This is a genomic window from Reichenbachiella sp. MALMAid0571 (assembly GCF_040151475.1).
Classification (GTDB): domain Bacteria; phylum Bacteroidota; class Bacteroidia; order Cytophagales; family Cyclobacteriaceae; genus CAXBNB01.
This window is the reverse complement of the sequence record NZ_JBDKWG010000132.1, coordinates 39,579-56,467: the sequence shown is the minus strand read 5'-3', so window position 1 is coordinate 56,467 and position 16,889 is coordinate 39,579. Positions and strand designations below refer to the sequence as shown.

The following is a 16,889-nucleotide window of genomic DNA, read 5'->3' as shown; positions in this document are numbered from 1 at the left end:
CTGATCACTTACTCTTTTTTATTACAAAAGAATCCAAAACTTCTCCATTTTGCACACTAATGGTTTTGGCATCAAGTATCTTTCCATTTACAGCAATTTCCAGATAAGCCCAGGTATGATTATAAAATGCAACCAAATCCAGGTATTTACAGTTTGACGGATCGGGAGTATAAGCTGTAGGATCAGAACCAACACCTCGTAATTTCCCTCCACTACCAGCTGTAATACTGATAAAGCCTTCTGTATCCTGGTACAAGTCATGATTCTTTTGCTGATTAGCCACCTTACCTTTTCCGTTCATAGGCTTCAGACGCTCATAAGTATGGGCATGTCCATTCAACACCAAATCCACATTGTATTGATCGAATAGAGGATATAAACTTACTACCGCATCATAATCGTCTTTGTAAGTACAGGATTTGCCATTATGATGCAAAAACACCACGATCCAATCATAGTTTTGCTGAGCTTTTTTCAGGTCATCTTCCAGCCAGGATTTCTGTTTTTCGTATTCATAAAACTCCCCTTTTTTACTATCCAATCCTATAAAATGTACATTACCCTGATCGAAACTGTAATAGTGCTCATTGCCCGGCAATTTCCATTGTTCAGCATAATTGGTTTCTATATCGCTACCCCAATCGTGATTACCTGGAATAGGCCAGACAGTAGTTCTGGAAAATACATCTTTAAAATACGGAAACAAATGGATGTCATAACCTGCACTTTCTCCAATCGGGTAGATAATATCTCCCAACAGCAAGCCTAAATCATAGGCAGAATTTCGTTCCCACATAGTCTTGGCAAGTTTGTCCGGTGTGCCTCCATCTTCTACAGACTCACCAATATCTCCGGCGGCAAAAAATGTAAATACTGAATCTGTACTTGCAAGTGCTGTTCGAAATTGCAAATCCTTATTCGAAGCAAGTTGCATCCCATCGGTATATATACTATAAGCATACACTTGCCCTCTTTCCAGTCCCTTTATCGTTACAATATTTTCCTGAACCAAATCATTCTTCGAAAGAATGACTCCTGCCTGTTGCTGCCAACCTCCCCCTTGTTTCAGTTGGTATTTTACCAAACACTCAGACCCCAGATTGGTTCTCCACAAAATACTAATACTGTCAGCCAAAGCACTCTGCAGATAAGGCATTCTTTGTAAAGTAACCTTTGTTTTTTCCTTATGGTTATTTTCTTTAGAAGATGATTTACACCCCGCAAAAGCGTAAAATAATACAGCACTGTACAAAATACCTTTAACATAAGATTTCATTTCTTCTACTTTTTGATTTTAAATTAACACAAACTTGTCGGTCTTATTTATGTTAGAAAAACTCAGTTAGCCCATACTATCTTCAGTCTTTACTTCATTGTCCAGATGCTTGTACCAATTGAAATAAAGCAGTACCGAAGTAGCTGCAAATACCAGCATCAGAATCCCGAATTTTCCCCAATGCCCCAATACAAGCATCATTCCTGACAAAAACAATGACAATTGCCAAACCATGGCTATTACTGTAGAAACTATATCTCTATTGTTTTCTTTTTGGATTTGTAGTTTTACACTCTCAGGAAAAATATTTTTAATAGAACCCCAAAGACCAAAAGGCCTGGTAGTCCGGTAAAAATTTTCCAACACTGCCCTATCCGTTTCAGCAGTCATATAGGTACCTATTACACAACCCAGCAAAGAACTTACACTCGCTATGATAAAGAAGTAATATTCTGGAATTTCACCACCAATCAATCGCAAAAGGACTGCAACCACTACACCTGTAAAAGTACCAATGGCATATCCATATCCATTGAATCTAGCCCAGTACCACCTCAAAATCTGAGGAACAAATAATCCTGCACTGATACCCATAGAAATCCAGCCCCAAATGTCATTGATATTGGATACAGTAAAACTAAACAGCAGTCCTAATACCACTATTGCAACAGACCCTACCCTGCTTTGCACGATCAATTTCTTTTCAGAAGCGTCAGGGTTGATGAAAGCCTGATAGAGATCTCTTACCCAGAATGCCGCCCCAGCATTGACCGTGGAGTCAAAAGTGGACATAGCTGCAGCCATAAATGCTGCTATTAAAAGCCCTTTAAGACCAATAGGCAAATAATTTTGCAACACCGTCGGGAGTACAAGTTCCGGATCAGCTATGACTGTATTGCTCATACCATAGTGGATGCCAAGCATGGCAAACGAAATCACTAAGGGCCATCTGAATGCCAAAAGAAGCGTCCACAGCAGTGTCAACAAGCCTGCCTCTTTATCACTTTTGGATGCTAAGTAACGCTGAACCATATAGCCATTTCCTCCGCTACTACCTTCCAATACAATTTTGAATAAATAAAAAGTAATGGCCAAACCAAACAAATTATACATAGAATAAACTCCGGGCAAATCCAATGTTGCTGGTGGTGTAATCCTCGACCAATCCGACAGTTTCATTTGAATAGTTTGAAAAGTACCGTCTGCCAACGGGACAGAAGTTGAAAATACATCGGGAAGCGTAACCAGTGTAATCGCTTTAAAACATACAAATAAAATAGCTCCGAATATGAGAATGCCCTGAAAGACATCCGTCCAGACTACTCCATACAACCCACTGGCCACTGTATAAATCATTGCCAAACCTGCCATAATTATAGCGGCCAGTTTCCAATCTATTCCTAAAAACTCACCAGCAAACTTACCTGCACCTATTGCAAAATAACTCACCATAGCAATGGTGAAAAATATATTTGATATAGCACTCAACAGCCTGGCTGTATCCCCTTGTTTCCCGGAACCAAACCTGTATTTCATCCATTCGGCAGTGGTCATTACTTGTGATCGCCGGTTCCATTTTCCCATAAAAATCATAAAAAATGCCAATACCAAAACTACTCCTCCCCTGATCTCAATAAAAAAACCAGCCGTACCTAACGCATACACCAATGCCACACCAATCATAGTGCCGGCAATGTCTGTATTGGAAGCCATTCCTGAGGCTCCCAGAGCCCACCAGGGTATATTTCTACTTCCTAAAAAATAGGATTCAATACCTGATGACGCCTTCCCTTTGAGGTAAACCCCTACCAGAACAATACTCAATAAATAAACTGCAACAATAGAGTAATCAATGATATGCATAATGTATAGTTTTTGTATAGTGAATAGTATATCCGGAAATTTCCGGACGCATAAAAGTTCAAATAGGAGTCATTTACTTTATCCTCTTCAGAAAATTTATACTAGTGTTTTGTATTTTCTTTTAGTACCCGTAAAATCATTTGAATTTTAGTTTCAATGTATTGATCTCAAATGGATTAAAGTGTAATTTCAATGTATCATTCTGAACATCAATAACCTTTTCATCTTCTTCCATTAAATTAGTTATCCAGACCTTGTCAATATTCTCGGCACAGGTCAACTCCAAATCCGTATCTATCCCGGAGGATTCATACAACCTTAGTATGAGGCTATCAGAGTATTCTGCCTTTTTCAATGACTCAATAATCACATTTTCTTTACTCAACCTAATTCCGGAATAATCTGAATCTCCTCCACCCAATTTACCTGAAAAGGGTAATACCCTCATTGGAAAGTTAAATTGGTATGCCTCTTGCACCACTTTTCCTTCTATATGATCACCTGTATGTGGAAAAAGGGCATAGCTAAATTCATGAACATGCATATCTGCCTCAGCATCTGGCGATTTTGGCGAACGTAACAAATTGAGACTAATGATATTGTCTTTTATTTTGTGCCCATACTTGCAATCGTTGATCAATGCCACACCATAATTGGGTTGTGATAAGTCGGCCCATTTATGAGCTACTACCTCAAATTGAGCCATATCCCAGCTTGTATTGCTATGGGTATTTCGTTTTACATGGCCATATTGAATTTCGAAAGTAGCTTGTTGAGATTTGATCTTTACAGGAAAATCCACTCTAAGCATTTTCTGATCTTCATTCCAATCTACTGTGGTATGAAAATCAATGCGTTTAGACCCCTCCGACAGGCTTATGATCTGATCCAATTCGAATTTTTCTCCCTTAAACTTAATGGCAATGGATGCCCTAAGTTTTCCATGCTCCATTACATGCTTCGACACAAGCTTCGGCAACACTGGCGGGATTTCTTCATAATAAATATCAACATCCCATGCCTCATAGGTAATTGGTTGGTCTTCATATAGTTTGAAAACATTAGCCAATTGACCTTCCTGTAGGATTTCCCTGTCAAATTCCTTATCATATATTGACTCAACATAGCCCTGATCATTGAGTACTACCCGAATCAAATCATTCTCCAACTGACAGTCGGTAACGCTTAAATCAGCAAACAGGTCAACAGGATCGTGTACAACAGCATACCCTAAAGAAGGAACTTTTACCTTTGTGATTCCTTCGGGAATTTCCACAATTTCTTCTCTGTCCCAACTCAGGCTATTGTAAACCAGTAGTCCATTTTTGCCTTCCAGGTCATGACTTTCAGCATTTGCCAGTAGTCTGGATTCTCCTTCTTTGAGCAAATCCAACAATTCCAATCTCGCTGCATCATATTCTTCATGACACTCTTTATAAACTCTATTGATAGAGGATCCGGGAATAATGTCATGAAACTGATTCAATAATATCACTTTCCATAACCTTTCCAGTTGATCCTGCGGATAGATTTCCATTCCAAACATAGAAAACAAGAACTCTACTTCTCTAATCAAAATCTCCAGTTTTCTATTCTTCTTCTTCACTAAAGCCTGAGTAGTGAGCGTACCTCTGTGATACTCCAAATACAGTTCTCCATTCCATTTTTGGAGGTCTTTGGCAGTGGCTTTTATTTTTTGGAAAAAATCTCTTGCAAATTCCATCTCGACCTTGGGCATGTCTTCCAAATCCGCCATTCGTCTAAGCCGTTCGATATGCTTGCGGTCAGGACCCCCTCCTCCATCGCCTACACCATAAAGCAGCAAAGAATGCTCTGTTCGGTCAGCATCCTGATTGGCAGTTTCAAACATCTTGATATTATCAGGAGCGCAATTGGAATTGTAAGTATCGTTGCATAAAAAATGAGAGAAAATCTCCGTACCGTCTAACCCCTCCCATATAAAAGTATGATGTGGAAATCTATTAAATTGATTCCAGGATATCTTTTGAGTCATAAAGAAATTGATACCAGATTTAATCAGCATCTGGGGCAAAGCAGCACTGTAACCAAATACATCCGGAAGCCATAAATTATCCACATCCTGATCAAATTCCTCTTTGAAAAATTTCTTACCATAGAGAAGCTGTCTTACCAAGGACTCCCCACCACTCACATTGCAATCAGCCTCTACCCACATACCTCCCTGACACTCCCATCTACCTTGCTTTACAGCTTCTTTTATCCTTTCAAACAATTCAGGATGATTGTCCTTCACCATTTGATACAAATGAGGTTGGCTTGCTCCAAATTTATATTCCGGATATTCCTCCATCATTTTCAATGCTGTAGAAAATGATCTCGCTGTTTTCCTTACTGTCTCACGCAACGGCCACAACCAGGCAATATCAATATGAGCATGCCCTATGGCACTTACTTTCATAGCTGAAGCATTAGCTCTTTTCTTCAATTCAACTGCTAATACTTCCCGGCAAGACTGAACATTTTCATCACTGCCATCACCATACAAATTGATGACTTCATTCAGCGCATATATAATTGTTTTTTTATGTCTTGACTTTTCTTCAAGCAGAGCCTGAAACTTAAACAGTAAATCATAATCTAAAAAAAGCTGCCACTTATTTCTATCAAATATGGCCATCTCCGCCTGGTTGACTGTGCCATCTGCTATGATTACTCCATTGAGCTCTGATACTCCCATAATGTTGTTGGCACCAGCATCCATCAATAAATTGATCTCTTCATTCCCATTGGCTTTATCAGTCAGGTAAACCCTTCGTTTAATCTCAGCTTCATCAAACTCATTCCCTATTCTCTTGTTTGTAAGCCCCTGAATAGCCTTACCTTCATGGTCATAAATACATACTTCTCCTCCCAGATTGATCAAAGCCACAACTTCATGGCCTTTAAACGATTCTGGAATTGTACCAGTAAGCTTAAACCAGGCACAGTCAAAGTTGCTGCCCCAATTTTCTCCAACTGCTATGGGTTTATATGTGGCTTTTTTCTGCTCTTCAAATGTGGTGGGTTCAGCAGATTTAAAATAGCTCAATTTAAAATCTACGGGGCTTTTATAATATGCTTTTGTCAGCTTTTCCAGAAAAGCTTCAATCCGGCTAAGTGTAAGTGTTGAATGTTTTCTCATAATATGCCCTACAGTTATATTTGTTTTTAAGGATAGAATCAATATTCAGGCTTACGAATATTGTCATTTTAGGCGCATAACCTCATGTTTTGCTCTGGTTATTTTATGCAAAGCTTTGCATCTCATCCATATTAAAACTGAATGAGTGTTGTTGAATTTTGAATACCTATGCATTTTTTATCTCAGTAATGTAACAGAGTCAACTACTGAACTTAAACAAAAATTCTCCTGTCTCTAAGCTCTGTTATTTAAAGAGCAAGTGAACAGGAGAATTTTGCTATCTATTAAGATTACCTTTAAAAATCAATAAGTTAAGGTGCAATTTTAGTCAACGTTACGCTGTACTCACCGATTCCAGACGTTCTACCTTCTTCTTCACCATTGTAAGTAAAAGTCAACCTGAAACTTTGGCCATCTTCTGCTACATTAATTAGTGTAACAGGTGAAACACCCACCAGCTCTATCTGAGTAGTTGATCCATCGACCCATTTCCATGTGCCACTCCCGGGCTTGAACAAATAGTCCATGGCAACCTCTCCTGATGCTACAAATGTATCTGGCTCATAATCATCGGTAATGGTAAACCTCAATGAAAGTTTATCCAGCACACCTTCAGTAGTGCCTGCGGGTAGTACAGCATTAGATGCCTGCCCCCAGGTGCCTCTCATAGCTACTGCTGCCAATTGAGAATCTACCAGTGTAATCTCTATTTTCCCATCATCAACATCCTCTCCACATCCGGTAAGTGCCGAAATGCATACCAGCATGATCAATTGAAATATAATTTTTAAGTTTTTCATTTCTTCGAAATTTAAATTAATTAAATAAACAACCGCCAATTATCTGACAAGAATAATCTTACCAGACTGCTGAATATTAGCCCCCTGCAATCTGTAGTAATACATACCAGACTGATTGCCGGAAGCATTCCATTCGATGGTATGGTTTCCTGAAGGTAAATTCTCATTCACACGGTTTTCCACAACCATCCCTGATTGATTGTAAATTACAAGGTTCACTTGTGAAGGTTGATCCAAACTAAAATTGAATCTGGACCATCCATTTCTAATAGGATTAGGATATACACTAAATGGTTGTTTTTCTAATTCTTCTATATTCAATACAATTACTTCTGACCCTTCGTTTACTGTAGCTCCGTTTCCTGTATCTTGTGTGAAAATAGTCATCACTTCTGTAGGTGTAATGACCCTGTTCCAGATACGCACATTATCCAGCCATGCTGCAAACTCACGAGGATCATTATAAATGCCAGAACCATCTTGCATAATATTAAAATGTAAATTAGGATCATGAATATTACCCGGCAAAATCGTAAGGTTCTTTGATCTGTCAGTCTGGTCAATTTGTTTCAATTCCCCATCAAAATAAACATTCAATGTAGCATCCCGGTCAAACGAAACGGCTACAAAATGCCAGGTATTATCCACCAGTTCTGTATCACCATTATCTTTTGATTCCCAATCATTCCTTGCATTATTGGCATGATCATCTGCCGCATTTACTGTCCAACGGTTACTCCCAGCTATAGTAGCACCGTCCAAGGCAATCACAAATCCCGGATTGCTTCCTCCATCCCAATTTTTGTTTCCCATTATTGCAGGATCACTATCAGTATCAAGAGTTGCATCATCTATTTTCACCCAAAAAGCAACTGAAAAATCATCAGTACCAAATTCCAATTTTGGATCTAAGGGAAGCTGAGCAAATGCTGTTTTTGGAAAGAAAGCCACGTCACCCCTTTCAGCATCTACTACAAATTCTGTAGAAACCACACCTACATCTGTTGCATTCAATTCATTACCACTGAAGTCCTCTAAATTATTATTAAATGGCAAGAATACACTCGCTTCATAGCTCTTATCATAAGGGCTATAAATTTCAAGCACTTCAGTGGCAGTAAGAGCCTTTCCTTTCCAGATTCTAACATCATCAAGCCTGGCAGAAAAATCACGAGATTGATTGTAAGCACCAGTGGCATCATTCATGATAGTAAAAGGTAAAGTAGGATCTGAGAGATTTCCTGGCAACAATGATAAATCTTTTGAATCCTGATCAGGGTCACTTTGTTTCAACTTACCATCAAAATAAACATTCATCATATTTGCACCACTTCTATCAAAAACAACTGCTATAAAATGCCAGGCATTATCCACCAAGTTAGGCGTATCATTGTCGTCTGCATCCCAATCCAACCTGTCATTTAAGGCATCATCATCTGCAACATTTACCGTCCACTGATGTTCTCCTACAACTCCTGCTCCATCCAATGCAACGACAAAACCTGTATTTTCTCCACCACCCCAATCTTTGTTACTGATGATCGCAGGATCACTAGCAGTTGCCAAAGTAGCAGCATCAACTTTTACCCAAAAAGCAAAAGAAAAATCTTCTACTCCAAAATCCAATTTGTCATCGAGTGGAAGTTTAGCATGTGATGCCAATGGAAAATCAGCCACTAAACCACGTTCAGTATCATTGACAAAAACAACATCTTGTGTTCCACCATTGATGGCATGCAAGTCGTTTCCACTTTCATCATTTAAGTTTTCATCCAAAGGGAGATAGACATCAGCACCAAATACCATATCAATTCCTCCATCATCTGCTACAAAATTATATGTATCCATTACCTCAGTGGCACTAAGTGCCTTACCAGACCAAATGCGTAAGTCGTCTATCCATGCCTCAAAGTCACGGGATTGATTGTATGCGCCTGTTGCATCATTCATAATGGTAAAAGGCAAAGTAGGATCTGACAAATTACCAGGAAGCAAAGACAAGTCCTTAGAATCCTGCGCCGCATCCGTTTGTTTTAATTCTCCATCAAAATAAACATTCATTGTATTTGAACCACTCCTATCAAAAACCACTGCTACAAAATGCCAGGTATTGTCAACCAAATTAGGAGTGGCATTGTCATCAGCATCCCAATCCAATCTGTCATTTAAAGCATCATCATCCGCAACATTTACCGTCCATTGGTGCTTACCAACAACACCTGCTCCATCCAAAGCCAACACAAAACCAGTATTTTCCCCACTACCCCAATCTTTGTTACTGATGATTGCAGGATCACTCTCAGTATCAAGGGTAGCATTATCTATTTTCACCCAAAAAGCAAAAGAAAAATCAGACGTGCCAAAATCAAGCTTTGGGTCTAGTGGCAATTGCGCATGGGATGCCTTTGGAAAGAAAGCTACATCTCCTCTTACTGCATCACTCACAAACTCAGCATCGGCAGTTCCCCCATTGGTTGCATGAAGATCATTACCACTAACATCATTCAAATCACTATCAAATGGCAGGTAAACAGATGCTCCCAATGCTGGATCTATGGAATAACCATTAGCATGTAAATCCGCCACTTCATCGGCAGTAATCACCCTGTCGTATATCAAGATATCATCTAAAGATGCTTCGAAATCACGGGATTGATTGTAATTACCTGTACCATCATTCATAATAGTAAAAGGCAAAGTAGGATCTGACAAATTACCAGGAAGCAAAGACAAGTCCTTAGAATCCTGCGCCGCATCCGTTTGTTTCAACTCTCCATCAAAATAAACATTCATCATATTTGCACCACTTCTATCAAAAACGACTGCTACAAAATGCCAGGTATTGTCAACCAAATTAGGAGTGGCATTGTCATCAGCATCCCAATCCAATCTGTCATTTAATGCATCATCATCCGCAACATTTACCGTCCACTGATGTTCTCCTACAACACCTGCTCCATCCAAAGCCAGAACAAACCCTGTATTGGTTCCGTCTCCCCAATCTTTGTTACTGATGATTGCAGGATCACTCTCAGTATCAAGGGTAGCATTATCTATTTTTACCCAAAAAGCAAAAGAAAAATCAGACGTGCCAAAATCAAGCTTTGGGTCTAGTGGCAATTGCGCATGAGATGCCTTAGGAAAGAAAGCCACACTTCCTCTTTCTCCATCATTCACAAATTCGGCATCTGCAGTTCCTCCGTTGGTTGCATGGAGATCATTACCACTTTCATCGTTCAAATCACTATCTAAAGGAAGATAGACAATAGGAGCCTGAGCAAAACTTATCTGTGTCAGTAGCATAATAATGCTACCAACTATAAATATTTTATTTTTCATAATTCAAAATTTTAATGATTAATCTACGTCCCACCAAACCTTGGTCTGAGTATTATCTGCACCTTGTCTTGCGACTGCTGCATCATAATTGGCTTTGTTCAGCCCTTGCTCAGTAAGCGGATATAAATGTCTCACAGGTACGAATCCAAGACTTGCCGGCCCGGGTACAATATTCGGCACACCTGTTCTTCTCCATTCAAACCAGCCTTCATAACCGTTGTTAAACAATGCCAACCATTTCTGAAGTGCTATTTTCTCCAGTTTCTCCTCCTGAGTACCACTATATACTACATCAGCCTGTGTAAAGTAAGAAGGGTCAGGTTGAACATCTGCTACAGTAGGGAATGTGAAGTTATCCGGAATTCTACTCGCATAATAGTCAAAATGCGCCTGAATACCACTGATATAATATGCTTCGGCATCTCCGGTGATAAATCCTCTTTCTGCAGCTTCAGCCAAGATCAACTGTAATTCAGCATATGTCATCATAAGGCTTTGTGCTGCAGTAGGAGAAGCAAGATCAGGGTCGTAATCATAAGGAGCCCACAACAATCCCGCTATGGATTGATTTGCTTCGCCACCATTATATAAACTTTCATCAGCAATGCCATTTGGTACTCCTACATACTCCGGATTAGCACTTCCTGCTGTGCTTGCAGTAGGGAGAGCAAATACATACAATCTTGGATCGTCCATAGCTGTGAGGAGATCAACCATGGTTTTAGAAGCATGTGTAGATGTAACATATTGACCCACTGCAGACCTAAACCTCGGATACTCATTTCCTAATTCATTCAGGTATTGTAAAGCAGCCTGATCGTCATTGTCCTCAAAAATCGGATAGGTTACCGGATCGCCTACTATTTGTTGCATTGCTGATGAAGGATCTTTTCTGTCAGAAATTCTCAACAAACACCTTAATCTCAAGGAATTGGCAAACTTTTTCCATTTAGTGACATCACCATTGAACAGGATATCTCCGGTAATCGCCCCATTACTTGTAGAAAGCAAGGTATTTGCCAACTCCAAATCACTCAAGATACCAGCATATATTGCTTCCTGAGTATCGTATTTCGGATAGTTGATCCCTTCACTTTTTGCTTTTACAGCTTCAGAATAAGGTACATCACCATAAATATCCGTCAGGTTCTGAAAGAAAAACGATTTTAAAACCAATGCTACACCCTGAAAGTTTTTCAACCCCTGGGTTTCAGCAATATCAGCTACACCTTGCAGGTCTCTAAGTCTATCATAGAATGACCAAAGAAAATATTCTGTTGCTTCATTTGGTGTCCAATCAAATGCGCTAACGAATTGATTTGCCATATAATCAGCAACTACATTTCCCCGTCTCCAAGAGCCTGTGAAATAATCATCCATACTACTCCTAATCACACCGGGCAACAATAGTCCGGGATTAGTCACTACTTCCGTTTGATTTGGATTGGTATTTATCTCTTCAAATCCATCGGTACAACTTGTTGATACTAGTTGAAATACCAACAGAACAAATATTGATTTATTTATTACTTTTTTCATGATTGGTATCTTTTAAAGCCTAAAATTGATATTCACACCCCAACTCCTGGTAGATGGCAAACTCATGTTTTCAAATCCGGGAATCAACCCTCCACCTGTAGTTGCTACAGCTCCTTCCGGATCAATATGAGGGTTATCCGTCCAAAGTTTCAGATTTCTCCCTGATATGGAAATTCGGACATCTCTAAAGGGCAAATTACCCATCAGGCTATTTGGCAAGTTGTAGCCAATGGCTACTTCTCTCAACTTAACATAAGAAGCATCGAATACCTGAGATTCTGAATTGTGGTCATGGTATCTTTTGTAGAAGTTTCTGGCAGTTGTACCATATATTCCTTCACTGGCTGTACCATCAGTACTTATAAGGTTTTGACTGTAAGTACCATCTCCATTGTCTGCAGCACCTGCGTGATAATATAAACCATCGTATTCTGTACCCGGAGCTCTTGCACCTCTTTCGATAGCAGTTTCTTCCAACTGGCCAGCTCCCATTGCTTTGTTGTAAAATCTGGAAATAAATATTCCTCCCTGACGAATATCAAATAATGCTCTGGCATAAAAGCCTTTGTAAGTGAACTCATTGGTAATACCTGCAGTCCAGTCAGAATTGAAATTTCCTAAATAAATAGGGCTGGTTGTCTTAAGGGGGTCGCCATTGGAAGAAATAATGATTTCACCCTTCATAGGGCCACTTTGAACCCTTTCAAAGCCAGGACCATAAAGTGCACCCATTCTTTCACCAATTCTTGCTTCCAAAGTAGCATCCTCACCCGGAGCAGATTGAACAATGGCACTGATCCCTTCTGTCAACTCAACCACAGAACTCCTGTTTCTGGCAAAATTCACATTTATATTCCATTTAAACCCATTGGCCAACTTAAGCGGTGTTCCTCTCAACATTACCTCAATACCCTGGTTTTTAATTTCCCCGGCGTTGATTGCTCTGGAACTATAACCGGATGTACTGGATAAAGGAATATTAATTACCTGGTCACGAGAGCGAATGTCATAATAGGTAAAATCTAAGCCGACTCTATCCTCAAGAAATGACAACTCCAACCCTAACTCATAGGTATTAATTGATTCCGGTTTGAGTCCCGGGTTTTTAAGTCCTGAGGTTTCTGATAAAACAGGTGTGCTTCCAAATGGATTCTGTGTATTGTATGCGTTATACAACTGATAAGGCCCTGTGTCTTTTCCTACTTCAGCCCATCCTGCACGCAACTTAACCAAATTGATGAAGGATGGCAATTCAAATATTTCATTGAACAAAGCACTAGTAGAAACCGAAGGATAAAAATAAGAATTGTTTCCTGCTGGCAATGTACTTGACCAGTCGTTTCTGGCGGTGACATCCATAAATAACTTGTTTTGATAATCAAACTGTGCCAAACCATACACACTATTTATTTTTTTCTTAAACCTTGATTGACCAACTACCAAAGCCGATCCTGCATTGCTTAAGCTATAAATACCGGGAGAAAGAAGTGATGGAGCAAAACTATTAGTAGAATTTCCCTTTTGTTCCATTCTATTAGCCCCTGCGGATATTTTAATCCCAAAATCACCCACTGCCTTGAAATCATAAGACAATAACATGTCTGTATTTCTCTCTTCAAAAAAGATGTTTACCTCACGATATGAACCATCTGGTACATTGACTGTACTTACGGCATTTCTGGTCGGTCTATTGTCGTTGTAAAAATCTGTACCCGTACGTACTGTCAGACTTAAATTATCTGTAAAGTCATAAGTCAACGAAACATTTCCGAGTACCCTGTCTTTGTTTTGTGCACTTGTATTTTCATACTGATAGAAGAAAGGATTGTTATGGTTTTCTCCATAGTTGTACTGAAACTGTTGTACACCTTCTAATCCCGGCTGCCAGTAGTCTCTCAGGCTATTCATATTTGTCTGACGAGTCATCCACAATATAAAATACATTGGAGTATTTCTACCGTACCCCTGATCCGGCCGGTTGGTACTTTCTGTCTTGATGTAACTCATCTTAACTGCCGCTGTAAACTTATCGGTAAGCTTATAGCTGGTGTTAATTGCGAAAGTATTTCTTTGTAAATCATTGTTGGGAACTATGCCTTTTTGATCAGTACGGGTATAAGATGCTCTGAAAGACCCACCATCACTACCTCCCGTAACAGCTACGTTGGTAAATACTGTATTCCCTGTTTCAAAAAAGTCATTTACATTATTAGGTTGAGATACCCATGGTGTAGGAATTACATGCCCACGATCACTCAAATGCACATCTCCACCTCGGTAACCTCCTGTAGTTGGTGAGTTGAATTGGGCACGATTTGGTCCAAAATCTAACCTAGGGCCCCAACTTTCGTCATATCCATCTTGTACTCCATTGGGATAAATCCCAGCAGAATACCCAAAATTGGAACCTTCAAACAATCCGTTGTTACCTCCACCAAATTCATTCTGGAACTTAGGAAGCCTCAACACATCTTCTGAAGTAAAAGAAGTATTTACTGAAACCCCAATTCCTCTATTTTTCTTACCTGACTTGGTAGTGATTACAATAACACCATTAGCGGCCCTGGAACCATACAGTGCAGCTGCACCCGGCCCTTTCAAGACATTGACACTTTCCACATCCGCCGGATTGATTTCCGAAGCTGCATTTCCATAATCTGCTGAGGTGTAATTGCTGATTTCATTACTAATAGGTACACCATCAACCACAAATAATGGTTGGTTACCATTGATCCCCAAAGAAGATTCACCTCTAAGGATAAGGCGAGTAGAACTCCCCACACCAGCATTTGATTGTACATTTAATCCGGCAACCTTACCTGACAAACCATTTGTAAAATTACTTTCCCTTGCCTGATTTAAATTGTCGCCATCAATTTCCTGAACAGCATAACCAAGAGATTGTTTTTCTCTTTCGATACCTAGTGCCGTAACCACTACTTCATCCAAAGACTCAGCTGAAGCATTGAGTTTAATATTGAAAACCTGACCTGTATTTCCTGCAATGGCTATTTCAGTTTCATCATAACCTATATAGCTCACTACAAGGGTGAGGGCATCATCCGGTACACTCAATTTGAAATTGCCATTGATGTCAGATACAGTACCAATTTGTGTGCCCTTGACCTGCACAGTAGCTCCAGGCAATGTATCTCCATTGTCTGCGTCAGTAATAGTTCCTGATATTTCGATATCAGCTTTTACTATTATTTTTAATCTGTCAGCATCATCTGCCGAGTCAGATGGTTCCATCTTAGAAACCGCAATTACATTATTAATTTGTTTGAATTTAAGCTTGGCTCTTTTCGAGATTTCCAATAAAATATCGGAAACTTTCCTTGAACCTGACTCATCCAGAGTCATTCTGACATCTTTATCCAAAACACCCTTTTTATAATAAAACTTAAAATTGGTTTTGGTTTCAATTATCTCGAAAGTCTCCAAGATAGAGTTGTCTTCAACGGTAACGTTGATCATCGTCTCCTGAGCGCTGCTATATTGGGCGTTTATGTCGTTGGCATAAACCATGCTCAAAAAGAACACCTGGATCATCAAACCATAAGTTGATAGTTTTATGGCCATAGTTATTAATCGTACAAGTTTAATTTTCATACCTTTGTAAGGTTTTGTGAAACAAAGTTTTGCAATTCAATATTCCCGAACTCTCATTTTGACGGATGTACGTTCAGGAATAGTCTCAGCCCCGGATATCTTATATTCGGGGTTTTTTATTATTCGGTATTTTTTCTTTTATGTATCATTAATTAGAAATTTATGTTTACAGTATTATCATCTATAGTATATTTAAATTGAAGTGAGTAACTCAGTGCTTTCAATACATTTTCCAGGCTTTCATTTTTAAATGTTCCTGTACCTTTTAGGCTGGAAATGTCTTTGATGTTGTTTATTTCAAATTTGACATTGTACCATCTTTCAAGAACCCTTACTGCATCAGTGAAACCGGTTTCTTTAAAGTAGATGATGCCGTCTTTCCATGACAATACTCTGTCAGTATCGAATTTTCTTTTGATCAAATTATCTTCATTCAATTGAATTTCCTCATCCGGCATCAGGAAAATATTTTCATCTGAATTTGGTGTATCACCGTCTATCCTCGAAACTTTTACTTTTCCTTCTGCAAGAGATACTTGTGAACTATTCTCATCATTGAATGCCCTGACATTAAAAGCGGTACCAAGAGCGGTAGTCGATAACTTTTTGGTCTTTACTATGAAAGGTATATCAGCATTTTTAGCTACTTCAAAATAAGCCTCTCCTTCCAAATAAATTTCTCTGAGTTCCACACCATATTTTTCGTCCGAATAGCTGATTTTACTTTCAGCGTTCAAAAATATTTTTGTCCCATCTCTCATCACAATTTTAGATCTATGTCCTGAAGAGTTGACTTTTTCTATATTCGATGTAGCTGCTACAGGAACTTCTACAGGTGGATTTAAGTCAAAAAGTGTATATGAAATACCTAAGGCTATCAACACCACTGCAGCAACACTTAACCATTTTTTACTTACTCTGACTCTCTTTTCAGGAGATTTAACTGATTCTACATTTTGATTAATTGAAACAACTGGCACTTCCCGTTCATTTCTAATATCATCTACGATCTCTTGAAACAGGCGTGTTTTACTACCTGCTATTTCAGCAGATTCTTCCGGATTATTCCAAACACTTTGTGAAATCATCAGAATACTTTCCTCATCATCAGAATTTAAGAGGTATTCATATACCATCTGCTCTTCTTCCTGAGTGCATTCGTTTCTTAAAAATTTATCTATTATCTCTTTATCCATAATATTTGGAGTCTATTTTGAATTGATTCCAATCAATCCAAAAGCAAGGTGTACATGTTGAAGTTGAAGCAACCAAATTCTACTAAACCCTTGCATATTAT

Annotated in this window: 8 protein-coding genes; all 8 read right to left on the bottom strand. The window is 39.1% G+C overall.

The window, feature by feature from the left end; all coding sequences use genetic code 11:
- Window positions 1–4: 4 nt before the first annotated feature.
- The gene (locus tag AAOP42_RS12330) at window positions 5–1,276 is read right to left on the bottom strand and encodes a metallophosphoesterase (RefSeq protein WP_349528827.1); all 1,272 of its coding nucleotides are present in this window, start codon (window positions 1,274–1,276) and stop codon (window positions 5–7) included.
- A gap of 66 nt (window positions 1,277–1,342) precedes the next feature.
- Window positions 1,343–3,139: a sodium:solute symporter family transporter gene (locus tag AAOP42_RS12325; protein ID WP_349528826.1), complete on the bottom strand. Its 1,797-nt coding sequence runs from the start codon at window positions 3,137–3,139 to the stop codon at window positions 1,343–1,345.
- Window positions 3,140–3,275: 136 nt separating this feature from the next.
- Window positions 3,276–6,302: an alpha-mannosidase gene (locus AAOP42_RS12320; protein ID WP_349528825.1), complete on the bottom strand. Its 3,027-nt coding sequence runs from the start codon at window positions 6,300–6,302 to the stop codon at window positions 3,276–3,278.
- Window positions 6,303–6,613: 311 nt separating this feature from the next.
- Entirely contained in the window at window positions 6,614–7,102 is a 489-nt protein-coding gene (locus AAOP42_RS12315; protein ID WP_349528824.1) for a hypothetical protein, read from the bottom strand.
- A 39-nt stretch (window positions 7,103–7,141) separates the two neighbouring features.
- The gene (locus tag AAOP42_RS12310) at window positions 7,142–10,441 is read right to left on the bottom strand and encodes a LamG-like jellyroll fold domain-containing protein (protein ID WP_349528823.1); all 3,300 of its coding nucleotides are present in this window, start codon (window positions 10,439–10,441) and stop codon (window positions 7,142–7,144) included.
- 18 nt (window positions 10,442–10,459) lie between these two features.
- A complete protein-coding gene (locus AAOP42_RS12305) occupies window positions 10,460–11,980 on the bottom strand; it encodes a SusD/RagB family nutrient-binding outer membrane lipoprotein (RefSeq protein ID WP_349528822.1) in 1,521 nt (506 codons plus the stop codon).
- A gap of 12 nt (window positions 11,981–11,992) precedes the next feature.
- Window positions 11,993–15,592: a SusC/RagA family TonB-linked outer membrane protein gene (locus tag AAOP42_RS12300; RefSeq protein ID WP_349528821.1), complete on the bottom strand. Its 3,600-nt coding sequence runs from the start codon at window positions 15,590–15,592 to the stop codon at window positions 11,993–11,995.
- A gap of 152 nt (window positions 15,593–15,744) precedes the next feature.
- On the bottom strand, window positions 15,745–16,788 hold the full coding sequence (locus AAOP42_RS12295; RefSeq protein WP_349528820.1) for a FecR family protein: 1,044 nt from the start codon (window positions 16,786–16,788) through the stop codon (window positions 15,745–15,747).
- Window positions 16,789–16,889 lie beyond the last annotated feature (101 nt).